Source organism: Celeribacter sp. HF31, from assembly GCF_011806455.1.
Taxonomy (GTDB): domain Bacteria; phylum Pseudomonadota; class Alphaproteobacteria; order Rhodobacterales; family Rhodobacteraceae; genus Celeribacter.
In genome coordinates this window covers 164,684-183,328 of sequence record NZ_JAATOT010000008.1, presented here as the reverse complement: position 1 = coordinate 183,328, position 18,645 = coordinate 164,684, and the positions used below count along the sequence as shown (strand labels likewise).

General features: G+C 59.9%; 18 protein-coding genes. 10 read left to right on the top strand and 8 right to left on the bottom strand.

Annotated features, from left to right (window positions below; all coding sequences use genetic code 11):
• The first annotated feature begins 78 nt into the window (after positions 1 to 78).
• The 3 genes from HCZ23_RS17160 to HCZ23_RS17150 all read left to right on the top strand — a co-directional run bounded on the left by HCZ23_RS17160 (position 79) and on the right by HCZ23_RS17150 (position 3,728).
• A complete protein-coding gene (locus HCZ23_RS17160; protein WP_254870358.1) occupies positions 79 to 1,404 on the top strand; it encodes an HlyC/CorC family transporter in 1,326 nt (441 codons plus the stop codon).
• The gene (gene rlmJ / locus HCZ23_RS17155) at positions 1,404 to 2,195 is read left to right on the top strand and encodes a 23S rRNA (adenine(2030)-N(6))-methyltransferase RlmJ (protein WP_167602970.1); all 792 of its coding nucleotides are present in this window, start codon (positions 1,404 to 1,406) and stop codon (positions 2,193 to 2,195) included. The genes HCZ23_RS17160 and rlmJ overlap by 1 nt, the downstream gene beginning before the upstream one ends.
• 183 nt (positions 2,196 to 2,378) lie before the next feature.
• On the top strand, positions 2,379 to 3,728 hold the full coding sequence (locus tag HCZ23_RS17150) for a calcium-binding protein (RefSeq protein ID WP_167602969.1): 1,350 nt from the start codon (positions 2,379 to 2,381) through the stop codon (positions 3,726 to 3,728).
• A gap of 44 nt (positions 3,729 to 3,772) precedes the next feature.
• Here the strand turns inward: HCZ23_RS17150 and HCZ23_RS17145 are convergent, their stop codons facing one another.
• Positions 3,773 to 5,347, bottom strand: a complete 1,575-nt coding sequence (locus tag HCZ23_RS17145; protein WP_167603027.1) for a helicase HerA-like domain-containing protein — start codon at positions 5,345 to 5,347, stop codon at positions 3,773 to 3,775.
• A gap of 618 nt (positions 5,348 to 5,965) precedes the next feature.
• Here HCZ23_RS17145 and HCZ23_RS17140 point away from each other — a divergent pair.
• Complete coding sequence (locus tag HCZ23_RS17140) at positions 5,966 to 6,625, top strand: invasion associated locus B family protein (RefSeq protein ID WP_167602968.1); 660 nt, start codon at positions 5,966 to 5,968, stop codon at positions 6,623 to 6,625.
• A 72-nt stretch (positions 6,626 to 6,697) separates the two neighbouring features.
• On the opposite strand, the gene HCZ23_RS17135 is transcribed toward HCZ23_RS17140, so the two are convergent.
• The 4 genes from HCZ23_RS17135 to HCZ23_RS17120 form a co-directional block, all read right to left on the bottom strand.
• Complete coding sequence (locus HCZ23_RS17135; protein WP_167602967.1) at positions 6,698 to 7,909, bottom strand: beta-ketoacyl synthase; 1,212 nt, start codon at positions 7,907 to 7,909, stop codon at positions 6,698 to 6,700.
• Positions 7,906 to 8,169: an acyl carrier protein gene (locus HCZ23_RS17130; RefSeq protein ID WP_167602966.1), complete on the bottom strand. Its 264-nt coding sequence runs from the start codon at positions 8,167 to 8,169 to the stop codon at positions 7,906 to 7,908. Before HCZ23_RS17130 ends, HCZ23_RS17135 begins: the two co-directional genes overlap by 4 nt.
• Positions 8,170 to 8,276: 107 nt before the next feature.
• The gene (gene lpxD, locus HCZ23_RS17125; RefSeq protein ID WP_167602965.1) at positions 8,277 to 9,338 is read right to left on the bottom strand and encodes a UDP-3-O-(3-hydroxymyristoyl)glucosamine N-acyltransferase; all 1,062 of its coding nucleotides are present in this window, start codon (positions 9,336 to 9,338) and stop codon (positions 8,277 to 8,279) included.
• 130 nt (positions 9,339 to 9,468) lie between these two features.
• Positions 9,469 to 11,004: a murein L,D-transpeptidase gene (locus HCZ23_RS17120; RefSeq protein WP_254870369.1), complete on the bottom strand. Its 1,536-nt coding sequence runs from the start codon at positions 11,002 to 11,004 to the stop codon at positions 9,469 to 9,471.
• An 870-nt stretch (positions 11,005 to 11,874) separates the two neighbouring features.
• On the opposite strand from HCZ23_RS17120, the gene HCZ23_RS17115 reads away from it, so the two are divergent.
• Both HCZ23_RS17115 and HCZ23_RS17110 read left to right on the top strand, forming a co-directional pair.
• A complete protein-coding gene (locus HCZ23_RS17115) occupies positions 11,875 to 12,444 on the top strand; it encodes a DUF882 domain-containing protein (protein ID WP_167602963.1) in 570 nt (189 codons plus the stop codon).
• A gap of 149 nt (positions 12,445 to 12,593) precedes the next feature.
• Entirely contained in the window at positions 12,594 to 12,977 is a 384-nt protein-coding gene (locus HCZ23_RS17110; protein WP_167602962.1) for a hypothetical protein, read from the top strand.
• A gap of 76 nt (positions 12,978 to 13,053) precedes the next feature.
• Here the strand turns inward: HCZ23_RS17110 and HCZ23_RS17105 are convergent, their stop codons facing one another.
• Positions 13,054 to 13,725 (bottom strand): cytochrome b/b6 domain-containing protein, encoded by a 672-nt coding sequence (locus HCZ23_RS17105; protein WP_167602961.1) that lies wholly within the window; start codon positions 13,723 to 13,725, stop codon positions 13,054 to 13,056.
• Positions 13,722 to 15,371 (bottom strand): tetrathionate reductase family octaheme c-type cytochrome, encoded by a 1,650-nt coding sequence (locus HCZ23_RS17100; protein ID WP_167602960.1) that lies wholly within the window; start codon positions 15,369 to 15,371, stop codon positions 13,722 to 13,724. Before HCZ23_RS17100 ends, HCZ23_RS17105 begins: the two co-directional genes overlap by 4 nt.
• 263 nt (positions 15,372 to 15,634) lie before the next feature.
• Between HCZ23_RS17100 and HCZ23_RS17095 the strand changes: the two genes are divergently transcribed.
• The 4 genes from HCZ23_RS17095 to HCZ23_RS17080 all read left to right on the top strand — a co-directional run bounded on the left by HCZ23_RS17095 (position 15,635) and on the right by HCZ23_RS17080 (position 18,414).
• Positions 15,635 to 16,045, top strand: coding sequence for a hypothetical protein (locus HCZ23_RS17095; RefSeq protein WP_167602959.1), 411 nt, complete (start codon positions 15,635 to 15,637; stop codon positions 16,043 to 16,045).
• A 107-nt stretch (positions 16,046 to 16,152) separates the two neighbouring features.
• On the top strand, positions 16,153 to 16,701 hold the full coding sequence (locus tag HCZ23_RS17090) for a sigma-70 family RNA polymerase sigma factor (protein ID WP_167602958.1): 549 nt from the start codon (positions 16,153 to 16,155) through the stop codon (positions 16,699 to 16,701).
• Positions 16,702 to 16,729: 28 nt separating this feature from the next.
• Positions 16,730 to 17,407: an anti-sigma factor gene (locus HCZ23_RS17085; RefSeq protein ID WP_167602957.1), complete on the top strand. Its 678-nt coding sequence runs from the start codon at positions 16,730 to 16,732 to the stop codon at positions 17,405 to 17,407.
• Between the two features lie 65 nt (positions 17,408 to 17,472).
• Positions 17,473 to 18,414 carry an NAD(P)-dependent oxidoreductase gene (locus HCZ23_RS17080; protein WP_167602956.1) on the top strand — a complete coding sequence of 314 codons (942 nt, stop codon included), beginning with the start codon at positions 17,473 to 17,475 and terminating at the stop codon, positions 18,412 to 18,414.
• A 3-nt stretch (positions 18,415 to 18,417) separates the two neighbouring features.
• Here the strand turns inward: HCZ23_RS17080 and HCZ23_RS17075 are convergent, their stop codons facing one another.
• A complete protein-coding gene (locus HCZ23_RS17075; RefSeq protein WP_167602955.1) occupies positions 18,418 to 18,612 on the bottom strand; it encodes a hypothetical protein in 195 nt (64 codons plus the stop codon).
• Positions 18,613 to 18,645 lie beyond the last annotated feature (33 nt).

The window sequence follows — 18,645 nt, the reverse complement described above, 5'->3', positions numbered from 1 at the left end:
CGATTTACGGCACTTGTTCGGCGGTCCCTCTTGCGCAGCCCCCTGCGCGTGCCCATAACCACGGGTATGACAGAGACCATGACCGATCCCACCCTCCTTGATGCCGCCTTTTGGATCACCGCATTTGCGATTATCGCGCTGTTGGTGATGTCCGGCTTTTTCTCCGGCTCCGAGACCGCTTTGACCGCCGCCTCGCGGGGCAAGTTGCGCTCTCAGGCCGATAAGGGCGACAAAGGCGCCGAGCGCGCCTTGAATGTGACCGAAGACAGCGAGCGGCTGATCGGGTCGGTGCTTTTGGGCAACAACCTTGTGAACATTCTGGCGACCTCTTTGGCGACTGCGATGTTCACCAAGCTTTTCGGCCAGAACGGCGTGGCTTTGGCGACGCTGATCATGACCGTGCTGGTGCTGATCTTCGCCGAAGTGTTGCCGAAGACCTACGCGATCACCAACCCGGAATCGGCCGCCTCGCGTGTCGCCGGGCCGATTTCCATTGTCGTGACGGTGTTTGCCCCAGTCGTGGGATTTGTGCGCCTGCTTGTGCGCGGCATTTTGCGGCTTTTTGGTGTGCAGACCGACCCCGAAGCCGATGTTTTGGCGGTGCGCGACGAGATCGCAGGCGCGATTGCTCTGGGCCATGTCGAGGGCGTGGTCGAAAAAGAGGACCGCGACCGTTTGCTGGGCGCGCTCGATCTGGGCGATCGCACGGTCGAGGAGATCATGCTGCACCGCTCGCAGATCGAGATGGTGGATGTCGATCTTCCGGCTTCTGAAATTCTCGAACGCTCGCTCAAAAGCCCCTACACCCGCCTGCCGCTCTACCGTGGCGATCAGGAGAATATCGTGGGTGTGTTGCACTCGAAAGACCTGTTGCGCGGGATGCATGCCGAACGTGTGGCGCTGGAACATGAGACGCCGCATATGATGGTGGACTTCCACGATTTCGACGTGATGGCGGTGGCGATGAAGCCCTATTTCGTGCCGGAAACCACCACGCTCGACGACCAGATGCGGCAGTTTTTGAAACGCCACACCCATTTCGCGTTGGTGGTGGATGAATATGGCTCGCTACAGGGTTTGATCACGCTCGAAGACATTCTCGAAGAGATCGTGGGCGAGATCACCGACGAATTCGACCGCTCCGAAGACGCGCCGAAACAATCCGGTGAGACCGGTGAATGGGAGGTTGACGGCGGCATGACAATCCGCGATTTCAACCGCTGGACGGACTGCAACCTGTCGGATGAAGAAGCCAATACCATGGCCGGGCTGGTGATCCACGAGGCCCAGACCATCCCCAATCCGGGTCAGGTGTTTTCCTTTCATGGCTATCGCTTCGAAGTGGTGGAACGGCGGGACAACCGCATCACGAAACTCAAAATTCGTCCTCTGGGAGACCTCTGATGCTGTCCTACCAACACGGCTTTCACGCCGGAAACCTCGCCGATGTGCAAAAACACGCGCTTTTGGCGGTGATGCTCGATTACATGACCCGCAAGGACAAGCCGATCTCCTATATCGAGACCCATGCGGGGCGTGCGCTTTACGATTTGGAGGGCTCACAGGCGCAAAAGACCGGTGAGGCCGCGAAGGGGATCAAGGCGGTCGATGGCTGGTTCAAGCCGACGCACCCTTACGCGCGGGCGCGCAAGGCGATTGCCGAGGCGCATGGCAAAAACATCTACCCCGGCTCTCCGGCGATTGCGCAGGCTTTGTTGCGCGACACAGATCAGCTGCATCTGGCCGAACTGCACCCGACCGAATTCGAGGAGCTGACGGCCAACACCAAGGCCTCCACGAGCTTTGCGGGGCTGCATCTCAAACAACAGGACGGCATCCAATTCGCCCAGTCGATCTGTCCGCCCGAGCCGAAACGCGGCCTGATGCTGATCGATCCGTCCTATGAAATCAAATCGGATTTCGAGAGCCTGCCGAGCCAGATTTACAAGCTGCACCGCAAATGGAACGTCGGCGTCATCGCGCTTTGGTATCCGATCCTGAAAAACGGCACGCATCTGCCGTTGGTCGAGGGCATGCTTTATGCGAATTTCCCCGGGTGTTTGCACCACGAGGTGCGGTTCAAACCGGCACAAAAGGGGCACGGCATGTTCGGCTCCGGCATGTTCGTGATCAACGCTCCTTTTGGACTGTCTGACGAGGCAAATCGGCTGAGCGGATTGTACGCGAAACTCTGAGTTTCCCGTCAAGCGCGACAGAGAATAAACACGATCAACCCTACGTTGTGTAAGGTTTTATCTCTGCACATCCGGCTTGTCAGAGACAGGCACCTTCTTGCGTTGACGCCCCCGCAAACGCGCATATGTTAACAAAAGGTTAACCGCTATTTCGCGGTGAACGTGTTGTGTTGGGGTCATATAATGCTGTCACTTTTCGCACTGCTGGCCGGATCGGCCATGGTTTACGCTGTCACGGATATCTTCGACTCGGATGAGACTGACGACGATCAGCCGTCCTCTGACATTGGCACAGAGCCCCCCTCCCCGGAAGAGACCGACACAAACATGCTTTTTGTCGGCGACGATACGAACGATCACACCCATGGCGGTGCTTTGGCGGATCGCATCTGGGGCAATGGCGGCGACGATACGCTGTCCGGGTGGGGCGACAACGATGTGATCGGCGGTGGCGACGGCAATGACCTGATCTATGGCAATGCAGGCGACGATACGCTCTACGGCAATACCGGCGACGACCACATCTATGGCGGTGCCGGGGACGACACCGTGATCGGTGGCGCTGGCAGTGACCTGATCAGTGGCCAGGCCGGTGACGACACCCTCTCCGGGTGGGGCGGCTCTGACGTGATTGAAGGCAATGAGGGCAATGATCTGCTTTATGGCAATGCCGGTGACGATCGCCTCTTCGGTGGTGCAGACAGCGATCTGCTGTCCGGCGGCAGCGGCAATGACACGCTGAACGGCGGCTCCGGGAACGACAGCCTGTCCGGCGGTGAGGGGGAAGACGTCTTGCAAGGCGGATATGGCGCTGATGTCATCGACGGCGGTGACGGCAATGACCGCATCTGGGACACCGGCGGCGATGACGTGATTTATGGTGGCGCGGGCGATGACACGGTCTTCGATCACGGCGGCGACAATGTGATCTCGGGCGGCAACGGAAATGACAGAATCTGGGACAGTGATGGCGACAGCCAGCTGTCCGGGGATGCCGGGGACGACATGATCAGCGGCGGGGGTGGCGATGACAGTCTCGACGGGGGGGACGGTGACGACTACCTCGCCGGGGGCATCGGCACAGATACGCTCGAGGGCGGTGATGGCAACGACACGCTGGTCGGCGGCTTTGGAGAGGACACGCTCGAAGGCGGCGCAGGCGACGATCTGTTGCAGGGCGGTGCCGACAACGATCTTTTGATCGTGACGGAAGGCCATGACACGCTCGAAGGCGGTGATGGCGCGGACACCTTCGTCACCGACCTGTCAGAGGCCGATGAGAGCGAAGAGATTTTGGCCACGGTCACGGATTTCACGCCGGGCGAAGATATGTTGCAGATCAACGTGTCGCAAAACGCCATGGTCAGTGACATCGATATCGTGTTCGACAGTGAGACAGAGACCTATTCCGTGCAGGTCATCTACGCGGATGACAGCGTCGATGCTCCGTTTGTCGTGCATCTGGCCGAGGGCATCCCGGCCACCGAGGGGGCGATCTCGACGGGCGATATCCACCTGGAATTTATCAGCTGACACCACGCTGAGACGAAACGGGGGCCTCAGGGCCCCCTTCTCTTTCAGCGCGCCTTGAACAGACCGCCCAGGATACCGCGCACAATGCGTTTGCCGGTGGTGCCGGTCAGTTCCTTCATCACCATTTTGCCAAGCTGCTCAGTGATGGTTTTCTCCGAGCTTTTGCGGGCGCGTGGTGTCGTTTTCGGCGCGCTGGTGCGGCTGTAATTCGTACCGTCATAACGCCGCGCTTTGGAAAACTCGCGCTCCAGCGCCTCGCGTCCCGCGACCTCCTGCGCTTCCTCTTTCGCCTCAAGCTCTTCGGCCGCCCTGGCCGCGGCTTCGGCACGCGCTTTCAGCATCTCAAAGGCGCTTTCGCGGTCCAGAACCGTCTCGTATTTCCCGGCAATCGGCGAGGCGGCGATGACCCCTGCCCGCTCCTCCGCCGTGATCGGGCCAAGCTGCGACGACGGCGGGCGGATCAGCGTGCGCTCTGAGATGCCCGGCACGCCTTTGGCCTCGAGAAACGAGGTCACCGCCTCGCCGGTGCCGACCTCTTTGATCGCGGTTTCCACCTCGAAGGTCGGGTTCGGGCGATAGGTCTCGGCGGCGCGCGACAGCGCCTTTTGATCGCGCGCGGTAAAGGCCCGAAGCGCGTGCTGCACCCGGTTACCAAGCTGGCCCAAGATGTCCTCGGGGATGTCGTCCGGGTTTTGCGTCACGAAATAGACGCCCACGCCTTTCGACCGGATCAGACGCGCCACCTGTTCGACCTTGTCGACCAGCGCTTTCGGCGCGTCGTCGAACAAAAGGTGGGCTTCATCGAAGAAGAACACCAGTTTCGGTTTGTCCGGGTTGCCGATCTCCGGCAGCTCTTCGAACAGCTCGGACAAAAGCCACAGAAGGAATGTCGCATAGAGCCCCGGCGAGGACATCAGAGTGTCGGCGGCGAGGATGTTGACGCGCCCGCGACCGTCAACGTCCGTGCGAATAATATCCGACAGCTCCAGCGCCGGTTCGCCGAACAGCTTATCCCCGCCCTGGTTTTCCAGCACCAGAAGATCGCGCTGGATCGCCCCGATGGAGGATTTCGAGATATTGCCGTAGCGCAGCGTCAGATCGTCGGCATTCTCGCCGCACCAGACCAGAAGCGCCTGGAGGTCCTTGAGATCCAGAAGCGGCAGCCCCTGTTCGTCCGCCACACGAAATGCGACATTGATCACGCCCTCCTGGGCCTCTGTCAGCCCCAGAAGCCGCGAGATCAGCAAAGGCCCCATTTCCGCCACCGTGGTGCGGATCGGGTGACCCTGTTCGCCAAACAAATCCCAGAATGTGACCGGAAAGGCCTCATAAGCATAGCGATCCGCCAGCCCGATGGTCTCGGCCCGCGAGGTGAAGGCCTCGTGCAGTTTGAACGTCGCACTGCCGGATTTCGCCAGCCCCGACAGGTCGCCTTTGACGTCCGACAGAAACACCGGCACACCCGCCGCTGAGAAGCCTTCGGCGAGGATTTGCAACGTCACGGTCTTGCCCGTCCCCGTGGCACCCGCGATCAGCCCGTGGCGGTTGCCGTATTTGAGCAAAAGCTCCTGTGCCTCGCCATAGGCCTCTCCGCCGCCGCCTACGAAAATCCGGTCCATCTCAGCCATCCCTGTCGTCTCTCTTCAGATTCTGCGGCATTGATTCCCGGTCAAAATCATGAAAATTCAATCCCGTATGCTGCTACAATACTTAATTAACCACTTCGTGCCAGTCTATTGCTATCCGAACCACCTCTTCGGTTCGGATTGACTTCCTCCCTGTCAGACTGGCCGCCCGGGGCATCCCCGGCGCGGTCATTTTTTTGACCCGATATTCAAAGATCGACCCACCTGTGCAAGACTGTCGCCACCGAACGCCCATCCTGTTTCTTTCTGCCGCAGAACACGGATTTTCGGCGCAAAATTCCCGTTGACGGTCGAAATGACCTGTCATACCGTCGTCACAATAAGTCGGCCAAGTCCGGCAGGGAGACAATCAGAGAAATCACAAGATTTCGAGAGATCCATGAGATCCACGAAAGCCTCGGTTCAGCCGGGGCTTTCGTCATGTCGGACCACACGAGTTCGGGTTTTGGTCCGGCGAGACGCCTCTCGGCCATCCTTTGCCACCACCATGTTGATCTCACGAAAATATTCTCTCATTCCCCCTGACAGCGCTGAGCGCCCATGATAGATCGTTGGGGGAATTGAGCACAAACACCAACAATATATGGACAGATGATGTTTCCCATCTCTCACAAGATCACGACCCTCGCCTCCGCAACCGTTCTGACTCTGGCGGCTGCCCTGCCGCTTGCCGCACAGGACACCGGCCTCTCTGCTGGCACCCCGATCACGCCGGAAAGCAATGTCGGCCGCGCTTACACGCTTGAGACCCACGGCGATTGGGAGGTGCGTTGCATCAATGCGCCCGAGGGTCAGGTCGATCCCTGCAGCATGTACCAGCTTCTGAAAGACCAGGACGGCACCGAGGTCGCCGAAGTGGCGCTGTTCCATGTCGGCAGCGAAGAGGTCGAGGCCGCCGCGACCTTTACCACGCCGCTTGAGACGCTTTTGACCGCGCAGCTCGCGCTGTTCGTCGATGGCGAAAACGGCCGTCGCTATCCGTTCCAGTTCTGCAACCGTGTGGGCTGTTTCGTGCGCGCCGGTCTCACCACCGCCGATGTCGATCTGTTGAAAAAAGGCGCCGAAGGCATGGTTGGCATCGTGCCGCTGGGCCGCACCGATGAGCCGGTGCGTCTGAAGCTGTCGCTCACGGGCTTTACCGCCGCCTACACCAAGGTGACCGAGCTGAACGAAGCCGCCAAGAATGGCGAAGCCCCGTCCGCCCCCGATGAAGCCACAGAAGAGGCGCCTGCTGAGGCACCTGCGGAATAATCCGCAGAAACGTCGAAACAAAAAACGCCGCATCAGATCGATGCGGCGTTTTTATTTTGAGATGTGAAAGGCTTACGGCGCCTTTCTGAGCGCCAGAACCGCGTTCAACCCACCAAAGGCAAAGGCGTTCGACAGCACCACATCGACCTTCGCGTCGCGGGCCTCATTGGGCACGACATCGAGGGCACATTCCGGGTCCGGCTCTTCGTAATTGATGGTCGGCGCGATGATGCCGTCCTTCAGGGCCATGAGACAGGCCAGCAATTCCACCGCGCCGGTGCCGCCGATCAGGTGGCCGTGCATGGATTTTGTCGACGAGATCATGATGTTGTCGGCATGTGCCCCCAAAGCGTCGGCGACAGCCGCGCATTCGGTCTTGTCATTCGCCGCCGTGCCGGTGCCATGGGCGTTGATATAGCCGATCTCGGAGGCGTTGATTTTCGCATCTTGCAAAGCGCCGGAAATGGCCCGCGCCGCGCCCTGTTTCGAGGGCATGACAATGTCGGAGGCGTCGGAGGTCATGGCAAAGCCGATGACTTCGGCAAGGATGTCCGCGCCGCGCGCCTTGGCGTGATCATAGTCTTCGAACACGAAGACAGCCGCGCCCTCGCCCTGCACCATGCCATTGCGGTTCATCGAGAACGGGCGGCAGGCGTCTTTCGACATGACGCGCAGCCCTTCCCAGGCTTTCACGCCGCCAAAACACAGCATCGATTCAGAGCCGCCGGTGACCATGGCCGTCGCCATGCCTGAACGGATCATGTTGAACGCCTGTCCCATCGCGTGGTTCGAGGACGCACAGGCGGTCGCCACGGTGAAACACGGGCCTTTGAGGTTGTATTCCATCGAGACGTGGCTGGTCGCCGCGTTGTTCATCAGTTTTGGCACGACAAAGGGGTGAACGCGGTTCTTCCCCTCCTCATAGACCATGCGGTAATTGTCGTCCTGCGTCGTCAAACCGCCGCCGGAGGTGCCCAAGACCACACCCGAACGCAGCGCCAGATCGCCGACGAATTCGAGACCGGATTGTCCGATGGCCTGTTGCGCCGCGGCCAATGTGAATTGGGTGAAGCGGTCGTAGAGCGCCATTTGCTGACGGTTGAACCGGCCTTCGGCGTTCCAGTCGTGGATCTGGCCACCGATCTTGATCGCCAGACGGTCGACGTCGCGAAACTCCAAATCGGAGATGCCATTCTTGCCCTCGGCCATGGCCGCAAGCGTCGCAGGCACATCGAGGCCAAGCGCGTTGACCGTGCCCGCGCCAGTGATGACGACGCGCTTCATGATTTCTGGTCTGCGATCAGCGCTTCGACCGCTTTGACGATGGCGGACACGGAAGAGATGTCGAAATCCGACTGGTCCGGCTCATTGGCGTTGAACGGCACGGAAATGTCGAAAGTTTCCTCGATGGCGAAAATGCTTTCGACAAGGCCAAGGCTGTCGATGCCCAGCTCTTCGAGAGATTGATCCATCGCCACATCGCTTGGGTCCAGAACGGCCTGTTCCGCGATGATCTCGATGATTTTCTCTTTCACATCCGACATGTGATCCCTCCGATCGAAACGTGTGGACTGCTTTAGTCCGAATTTCCCGCCTAGGAAACAGGTTTTTGTGACAGTTTGGTATGAGATGACGCTGCGAATTGTGCCACTCAGCCCTTGGATTTCAGCTTGGACAACATCCGCGGCAGGCGTCTGAGCGCCTTGTACATCTCGACATGGGTCTGCATCGCGACCGCCGGATAGCCCATCATCGCCTTGCCTTTCGGCACATTGGACAAGACGCCCGTGCCCGCGCCGATGATCGCGCCCGCGCCGATGGTCAGGTTGTCGGCGGCCCCCGCCTGCCCGCCCATGACGCAATAATCACCGATCACGGTCGAACCCGCGATGCCGACCTGACCGCACAACAGGCAGTGATTTCCGACCACGACGTTGTGGCCGATGTGGACCTGATTGTCGAGTTTGGTGCCGTGGCCGATGCGCGTCGCGCGGATCGTGCCTTGGTCGATGGTGACATTGGCGCCCAGTTCGACATCGTCGCCGATCACCACAGAGCCGATGGAAGCGATGCGCAGCCACTCTTGCCCCGCCGCCTCGACGGTTTCGCCGAGGCTTTCGCGGGCTTCCTCGACGGCAGACTTTTGCTGGGTCACGAAAGAGAACCCGTCGGCCCCGACCACACCGCCGGGCTGGGCGATCAGCCGGTCGCCAATGGTCGCACGCGCGCCGATTTTCACGCCGGGATGAATGAGGGCGTCGTCGCCGAGGGTGACGCCTGCGCCGATTGAGACATGCTGGGCGATTTTGGCGTTCTTGCCAATTTTGGCCCCTTTGCCGATCACGACGAGCGGCCCGATGGCCGTCCCCTCGCCGATCTGAGCGCTCTCATGGATCACGGCCGTCGGATGAATGCCCGGTTCAAGTCCCAGCCCCGCATCGAAACTTGCGGTGATGCCCGCCATGGCCAGACGTGCGCGTTTGACGAGAATGGCGGCTTTCAGACCCAACGCCTGCCAATCGGCGCCCTCCCAGAGGACAGCGGCCTGCGCCGCGCCCTTGGCAATATTCTCCGCAAAGCGCGGGTCCATCGCCAGCGCCAGATCGCCTTCGCCCGCGTCCTGCGGTTCACGCGCGGCCGTGACGACAAGCCCCCCGTCGCCCTCGAAAGGTGCATTCAAGGAGGCGGCAAGCTCGGCTATGGTGATGGGCATTTGAAATCTCCGTCAGTCTTGCAGGTGACATAGGCGTTTTGCGCGCCTTTGCAAAGCAAAGGCGTCCGAAGATGCCCCCGAACGCCTCAATGTTTCAGCTCTGTTTCAAACTCTTGATCAGGCTTTGCAATTACCCGCCAACAGTATGCAGTTGCACGCCCTTGCTCTGCAACGCGGCCCAGATTTTCGCGTCCCGACCATAGACGTCACGGCGATATTCCATGCCACCTTTCGGCAGGGTCACGGCGGTGCGGTAGATCAGGTGCACCGGGACATGTTTTTCAAGTTCGACATGCGACTCGACGCCGGTGCGCAGCTTCGCCTGAAAGAAACCCTCCGGATCTGAGGTTTGTTTTGCGAGCAAAGCATATGCAAAATCAAAGGGTTGCTGCAGGCGGATACAGCCATGCGAGAAGGCGCGGACCTCGCGACCAAAAAGGCTCTTCGAGGGCGTGTCATGCAGGTAGATGTTGTATTTGTTCGGGAACATGAACTTCACCAGACCCAAGGCGTTGCGGCTCGACGGCGGTTGCTTGAGGTTGAACGGGAAGCTGCGGGTCGTGTATTGCGAGAAGTCCACATTGGCGCGGTTGACCGTGCGGCCGCGGCTGTCCACCAGACGCAGATGACCGGCGGCGTTCGGGTTTTTCTGCATCATCGGCAGATATTCCTTCACGGCGATCGAGCGCGGCACGTTCCAAGTCGGGTTGATGACCAGATGCTCCATCTCGTCGGAAAACTCCGGGCTGCGACGGTCGCCGGTGTTTTGACCGATCACCGAGCGGGTCTGGAAGGTCACGCGGCCATGATCGACGATCTTGGCGGTGAAATCCGTCAGGTTGACCCAGATGTGACGCTCGCCCAAGGGCATGTTGATCCAGCGCTCGCGCTCCAGCGCGACCAGGATGGAGGCCATGCGTTTTTCCGGGCTGACGTTGATCTCATCAATCGTCGCCTGCCCCGCCACACCGTCCGGGGTCAAACCGTGGTCCATCTGGAACTGCTGCACGGCCTTTTGCATTTTGGCGTCATAGCCGGTGGCCGCCGAGCGCGGCAGGTAGCCCATGGCCATCAGGCGGTTGCGCAGGATGATCACACCATTGCCGGTCGATCCGGGTTCGTATTTGCCGCCCGGCACCGTCTGGCCCCAGCCGCCTTGGGCGATCCGGTCATCGAGCTTGGCTTTTTCTTTCAACAGGCGGGCATACTCCGGCGAGCTGGGTTCGAGCTTGCGCAGATAGGCCTGCGGGTTGGATTTGGTAAAATTGGTCAGAACATCGAGACCGTCACGATAGGGTACCTGACGCACGAGGCCTGCGTCGATGCGCGACGGGATCAGCTGGCCGGTCTGGACGTCACGAGCGTAATCGAGAAAGAGCTGCGCCAGGGCGACTTCGGCGCGGCCCAGATCGCGGTCGGATTTGATCGCCCGCAGGTTGGCCTCGAGGAGCGTGGTGTCATAAGGCGCGAGGCCTTTGTCAGGCGCGGCCTCGACGGCGCGCAGCAAAGCCTGACGCCGGGCTTTGGCGCGCGCACTTTGATCGGCGAAGACCGGTTTGTAGCCGTTGGCACGATAGAATTCCGACAGAACTTTGGACGAGGACGCGGCCTCTGCCACGGATTGCATGAAGGCGCTGACCTGCTGGGCCTGAGCGGTCACGGGCATGAGCGCAAGAGGCGCGCTTGTGAGAGCGAGACTCAGGGCCACGAGACCGGCTTTCAACAGGGGCGCTTTGCGGCGCGTTTGGGCGGGTGTCAGGGCCTCTGTGCGATGTGCATCGGGCGAAACCGGTGGAAAAAACATGTCGGTCCTCGGGAAACTTGGGATGGATTGGCTCAGCAGTCGTTCGAGCAAGGGTACAGGAGTTCCCATGCTTTCGTCAGGGGGGAAGAATGCAGCGAGACGCCCCTGTGCCAAATGCACAACAGTTGGCGCAAAAGGGAAGAAAATCTGATTTTTCCCCTTAAAACCCGCAGCTTCCACAGGGCGGGCCGCCAGGGGTTCGCCGGGGTCAACCGAGCGCCACGGGCGATTTTCAGGTCAGGTTCGGGAATGGAGCGCGCAACTCGAAGCGCCGGAAATTGTTCCCGTTGGTAAGGTCTTACATACCATTTTGCGCAAAAACCCGCCGATTTTACCCGCTGTTAAGCTCTGCGACAAAACCGGTGCTTGGCCGAAGAATCACAATATGCCATAACCCCATCAGAGCGACAGAGATGTGGCTCGCCCAAGAGGTTTTAACGGGTTTCGACGTCATCTTGCGTCCAGAAACAGCAAAAACTGCCGGAACACATGTTTGTGACGGTCCAAGTGTTTGTCGCGTGTCTGGATGACAATGCTGAAAAAGAAAGCAAAAGACCGCGAAAAGGCAGGATTGTCTGATCTAAGTCATTGTTCTGTTGAGAATCTTGGTTAAGAATGTCGGAACAAGCAGCATCAAGCTGCGGAGAACGACATATAAGCCGCATCTAGCGGCGTATCTAAAGTCAAACCGCTTGAGGCGGGAACAGGTAAGCGACGGGACGCTTTGAGAGAATGACATTGAAATCAACGGGCGTGCTCACACGCCGTGGGCTTCTTCGCGGTTTTGCAGCAACCGCAATCAGCGCAGCTCCAGTATATGCCAATGCAGCAGGCTTCCTGCGCGGCTCCGGCGACATTCGTCGGATCAACATGTATTCGGGCCGCACGGGTGAGAGCATCGACACCATTTATTGGGTCGAAGGCGAATACATCCCCGAGGCTCTGAAAGAGATCACCTATTTCTTCCGCGACTGGCGCAATTCGAAAATCAAGGCCGTGGATGCACGCACCGTCGACATCATGACCGCGGCGCACCGCCTGATGGAAACGGACGAGCCCTATATGCTTTTGTCCGGTTACCGCTCGCCCGAGACCAACGCCATGCTGCGTTCGCGCTCGCGCGGTGTCGCCAAGAACTCGCTTCACATGAAAGCTCAGGCGGCCGATCTGCGTCTCAAGTCCCGCTCGGTGACGCAAATGGCCTCTGCCGCGAAAGCCTGTTCCGCCGGTGGCGTGGGCACCTACCGTGGCTCCAACTTCGTTCACATGGATTGCGGCGTGGTTCGCTCCTGGAACGGTTAAGACAAAAAGCGGATCCCGTACAGCGTGAAGGCCGCCCCAGTCCGGGCGGCTTTTTTGTTTTTGGCTGATGTACTGGTCGCACAGGTTTTTTCTTGCTATGCCCGTTTCGCAATCAGACTTGATGTCCCCTTTCAAAAAGAGCCTTTGAGATGAAAAAGATTTTCCTGCCCCTCCCCCTGCTGCTGTTGACCGCCTGTGTTGAACCCATGGCCTACCCGGCTCAGCTCGACAAACAGGCCGCCGCAGCCGCGCAAAATTCCGCAACGCCAATCGATCAGATTACATTGTCCGAAGCCGCGACGATCAACGGCGGCCGCTACACGGAACTCGGGCAGATTGTGGCCAGTGTTGGCAAACCAACGGTCTTTCATCCGACGCCAACGGTTGCCGATGCAGAGCAGAAATTGCGGATCGAGGCCGCCGAGCTTGGCGCCGACGCTGTGATCAATACAAAGATCAGCGCGCCTCACGTCTGCCCTCTCAGCTGGTCTTGCCGCGATGTTTCTGGAACGGCAGTCTCTCTTCCGAACTGAATGCCAGACGAACGGAATATCATACAAAAAACGGCGCCCGATTGCGGCGCCGTTTCGTATTTCTGAGTGACTGCGCTTACTCGGCAGGTTCCAGAGGTTTCAACCGATCCGGCGTGTTGGCCTCGAAATAGGCCTCCTGTTCCGGGGTCAGGTCGATCTCTTCATAGCCGGTCACCATCGGACGGACATGGTCGCGGAAACCGTGGCCCGTGGTCAAAAGGTAAATATGCGCGATGACGAAGGCGAAGATCACATAGGCCGCCAAGAGGTGAATGTTGCGCACCACTGCGAGCACAAAGGTGCTGTCCGCGCCGCTGTCCCAGAAATTATAGGTCAGGTACATGATCCCCGAGATCCAGATCACCGGGAAGACAAACCACTTCAACCCGAAATAGGTCGCGGCCTGAAGCGGATTGTGTTTGCGCCAATATTGCTTTTGATAGGGCGGCTCCTCGCCTTTGAAAATGCCGTAAGCATAGTAGCGCGCGGTGGCGAGCATGCCCTCGACTTTGGGTAGAAATTGCCGCCATGTGCCGGTGGTGAAAAGCCAGAAGGTGGCGAAAATCCACACGACCAGGAGCGTGAGCGCGGCCAATGTGTGCAGCATCACGGCGGGTCCGAAGGGAATGAGCGCATGCACCCCGCTCACCCGAAGTCCCGTGAACATCAGCACCGCAATCAATAGCGCCTGCGTCCAGTGCCAGAGCCGCTCAAACCGGGGGTAAACCTTGACGATCCGCTTGGTCATGGGTGGGTCCCTCCTTTACCGCGTGTGATCAGGCGCAAAATGCCGTGGCCGATGACGCCCAGTGCGGTCAAGAGGACCAGAATCTGCCCCAGTCGACCGAACAGAGAATTCGGATCGGTGCCCGGCATCACCACGCCCGCAAGGCCCACGAGCCGCCCGTCCTCCGAATGGCATTCGACACAATCCATCGCCTCGTCAGCCGGCGCGACCATATGGGTGATCGGCCAATACATATAAGTGTCGATAAAGCCGTATTCGCCGGAGTACGGCGATCCCGCCGCTTTCATCCCCGCCTCGATGGCTTTCGACCAATCGTAATTGGTCCAAAACGCCGTGTCCGTGGTCGGTCCCCAGACGTGAGAATAGGCCAGCTTGTTATAGCCCGCGTCATAGGATTGCCGCCCGACCATGCGTTTGAACGGCCAGATGCGGCTGTCTTCGCCGTCGGGCGTGCCCAGCACCTTGTTGATCTCGACGACCTCTGTCGGGTCGATCTCTTCTTCGGGAAGGGTATATTCCACCGCACCGTTGAACCAGGCATAGTAGGGTTCGACATTCTCGCCCCAGTCGAAATCGCCTTTGATGGTCAGGTAGGTGTGCAACTCCTGCCCGTCGCTTTGGGTGAAATTATGTTCGGCAATCGGTTGACCTTCGGCGTTCAGCCGGCCCGCCGTGGACCAATCCCAATAGGTCTTGGTCGCGACGCCACCGCGGGCGAATTCCGGGATGTGACAGGTCTGACAAGCGACTTTGTCGACGTGATCATTGAGCTTGATCGCCATGAGATCGCCCTCATGCGGGCTGTCGCTGTGGCAGCTTTCGCAAGAGGCCGAAAACCGTTCCTCGCCCGGATGACCAAGCCCCACCGTGTCTTTCGCGTCCATCAGATAACGCGATCCGGCCCACGTGTGGCTCTCTTCCGTGTGGCAATCGGAGCAAACCATATTGGCGCCGTCTTTTGACATATGCACGTCGGTGTGAATGTCCGGGTCATAGAGCGCAGAACTGAGATCGCCGTGTTTCACATTGTCGCCGCCGCCGCCGTAGAAATGGCACTGGCCGCAATTCTCGCGCGTCGGCATGCCCACCGACTGCGCCGATTTCATCAGATCGACCGCCCAGGCGTCGGCGCCTGTGATCGTTTTGCCGCTGACCGGCTGGCCCGGGATGTCGCCCAAAGGCGGGTGCCCTGCCCCGGTCGAGAGTTTGGCATATTGCCCGGACTGGTCGTGACAGACGAGACAGTCCACTGCATTCGATTGCTGCGGCGGCACTTCGTGCATGTCGTCCCAGCCATAGCCCGCGTGGCACGAGGTGCAGCGCGGCTCATTGCCGACGACGTTGCCGCAAAAAGCATTGATCACCTTGGATTTGCCAAGCGTCTGGCCGGTCGCCGGATTGTCGAATTCCCACTGGAAGTGGATCGAATGCATGACCTGATCGTCGGCCTCGGTGTGGCACGACAGGCAGGCCGCCGTGACCTCGGGACCGGATTTGAACTCCTGTTGCAGGATCTCGAATTTCGAGTGATCCGCCGTCGAGCCGTCCCCCGGCATCTGCGGCATCGCATCCTGTGCGAAGGCGACGCTGGCGCTCAGGCCGAAAGCTAAGCTGGCGAGTAGGTGTCTATGACCAGTGGCGTGCATGGGCTCCTCCCTTCACACGAGTCACCTCGCGCTTGGTATAAATTCACCCCATTGAATACATTCACGCCAACCCGGCATTGATTTATCGCAAATGCATCTTTGAAATCGACTTGATGGGCCCCTTTGGTCCCGTTCCATTCGAAAAAACATCCCGTTCAAAATTTTTTTGAAACTTTCCGAAAATCCAAACGTGACTCCGTGCAAGAGCCGCTCGACAGCTGGCTCGAAACACAAAGTAAAACGCACTTATACGGAGACGACCCATGAAACTTCTGATGACCGCCGCAGCTCTGAGCCTGTCCGCCACCGCCGCTTTCGCCGACGATCACATGATGCAAAAGGTCGAGGCCGCCGATCAGTCCGTCGCCAACGGCATTGTCAGCGCCGAGAGCATCACCGCCGCGCAAAACGGATGGCTCGTGGTGCACCGCACCGACGAAACCATGAAACCCGGCCCCGTTGTTGCCCATGCGCCGCTGCGTGCGGGCGAGACGAAAGACGTTGCCGCGATCCTGACCGAAGAGGTCATGCCGGGCGAGATGCTCATGCTGATGATCCACTCTGAGGACGGCGGCATGGAGACCGGCGTGTTCGAATACACCCTGGGTGCCAAGGAAGACGGCCCGATCAAAATCGACGGCAAGCTGGTGATGACAACAATCACCGCGATGTAATCCGCGCCAAACGGTGACGACACCCGGCGCGTGTTTCGTGCCGGGTGTTTTTATGTCTCCGGACGCTATATGCTCTTTGCAACAGGTGTTTGGTACAGGGTTCAAAGATGCGCACACGGGCAGAGATCGAACAGATGATCGCACGGATCGCGCTCAAGGATCGTCACGCCTTTTCAGAGCTTTATGATGCCACGAATGGCAAACTTTTCGGCGTTGTGCTGCGCGTCTTGAACAACCGTGCCGAGGCCGAGGATGTGTTGCAGGAGGTCTATCTGCGCATTTGGCACAAGGCGGACCGCTATGTCGTGACGGGTCACAGTCCGATCACTTGGCTTGTCACCGTGGCGCGCAATCTGGCGATCGACCGGCTGCGTGCGAAACAGCGCCAGGGCAGCCCGCGCGATGTGACTGACATGCCCGATCTCGCCGATCCCGGCCCATGCCCTGAAGCACAAAGCATCGCGGCCTCGGAGACGGCCCGGCTGAACGACTGTCTCGACGCACTGGAGCCCGACCGCAAAAACGCGGTGCGCGGCGCCTATCTCGAAGGCGACAGCTACGCCGATCTGGCCGAAAAATTTCGCGTGCCGTTGAACACCATGCGCACCTGGCTGCGCCGCAGCCTGATCTCCTTGCGCGACTGCCTGAGCGCTTAACCTGAGCACCTGATGGGATGTTGAACCAATGACCGATGAGAGCGATCACACGGAAGACAACGACCCCGCCCTTGCCGGGGAATATGTGCTGCGCCTGCTCGACGCCGTCGAGGAGGCCCGTTTCGAAGCGCGTCTGAAAGACGACCCGGAGCTTCAGCGCATGGTGCATGAATGGGAGCGCGAGCTGGCGGTTTTCGCGGGCGATCTGGCCGAAGTGCGCCCTTCCAAGGCGCTCAAATCGCGGATCATGGCCCAGATCGCCCCCGCGCCCTCTGGCCCGAAACGCTCGATCTTCGGGCTTTGGGCCTCGGGGGCGGCCGCCGTCGCGATGGTCGGGTTTCTTGCCTTCGCTCCGCTGCTCAATGCCCCCGGTCCGAAATTCCACGTCGATCTGGTGAGCGGCGATCTGGTCGTGGCCGCAGGGTTTATCCCCGAGACCGATGTGATGATCGTGCAATTGAACCAAGGCGCGCCGCGCCCCGGTCGGGCGCTGGAGCTTTGGCTTATCGCAGATGGCTCTGAGACGCCCGTCTCCTTGGGCCTCGTGCCCTCCGAGATCGGCGAAATTCGCGTGACCATCCCGGCCGCGCTTTTGGCGCAGGTTGAAGGCGCCACCATGGCTGTCTCCGATGAGCCGCCGGGTGGCTCGCCCACAGGCCAACCGACCGGCGACATTTTGGCCTCTGCGGCGGTGTTTGAACTCTGAGAGGCTGGAAATCTGAGGCAAGGCTCGCTACCAAGGCTTTGAAACCGCGACAGAAAGAGCCTCACATGCCCTCCCCCGTGATCGTCAATCAAATCGACGAAGGCTTTGGCCGCAGTCTGGCCGCACACCCAAGCGCGCCGCGGGTGATCGACCATTTTGACCGAGAACGCCCATGGGATTTGCCTCAGGAGACAGAGATCTTGGTGACGCGGGCGTTTCGGTCCTGGGCTGAGGCGCCGCAGATGGTTTATCCACGGCTCAAATGGGTGCAGACCTTTTCTGCCGGGATCGAGATCTATCCCGATTGGCTGATGCGGGACCGGGTCGTCACCAACGGTCGTGGACTGACCGCACCGCAGATTGCTGAATATGTCATGGCGGCGATGCTCTTGGTGGAAAAGGATATTTTCGCGGCGCGCACCACGTCACTCGCGGATTGGGGCACGCGGGTTTTTGGCACGTTGGAGGACAAGACTCTGGGCCTCATCGGCTTTGGCGCCATCGGCGAGGCGGTGGCGAAACGCGCGCGGGCCTTTGACATGCGGGTGCTGGCGACACGGCGTGGGGTTTGGGAGAAGGTGCCTGAGGGGATCACCCCCTGCGCCTCTGCCGAGGAGGTCATGGCAGGCTCCGACCATGTGGTGCTGGCGATGCCCCACACGCCGGAGACCGAGGCGATGGTGAATGACACTCTGTTGTCCCACGCCAAGCCGGGGCTGCATCTGATCAACGTGGCGCGCGGGGCGCTGGTGGATCAAGCCGCACTCTTGCGGGCGTTGGATGCGGGGCGGCTGGGCAAGGCGACGCTCGACGTCACCCATCCCGAACCGCCCCGGGCCGATGATCCGATCTGGACCCATCCGAAGGTGCTTTTGACCCCGCATGAATCCTACAAAGGCGGCACGGCGGAACGCGCACGCTTCGAGCAAAAAACGCTCAACAATCTGAGCGCCCTGATCGCCAGCGCGCCGCTGTCCGATGTGGTCAATCTGGCGCGCGGCTACTGAGGCTTAAGCGCCGGTAAAGGCCGGAACTTCGACCGGTTCGAGATCGGCCGGGCTTTGGCCCTCTTCGATGTTTTGGCAGGCCACCGGATAGTGGTCGGCGGTGGTGCATTGCGACACCGGGTATTTGCCGTCTGCGCAGCCCGAAAGCGTGAGCAGGACCACCATAGGAAGGAGGGCGGGAAGGATCAGCTTTTTCATGAATCTCTCCTTTCGAAAACGTCTGTCTTGCTC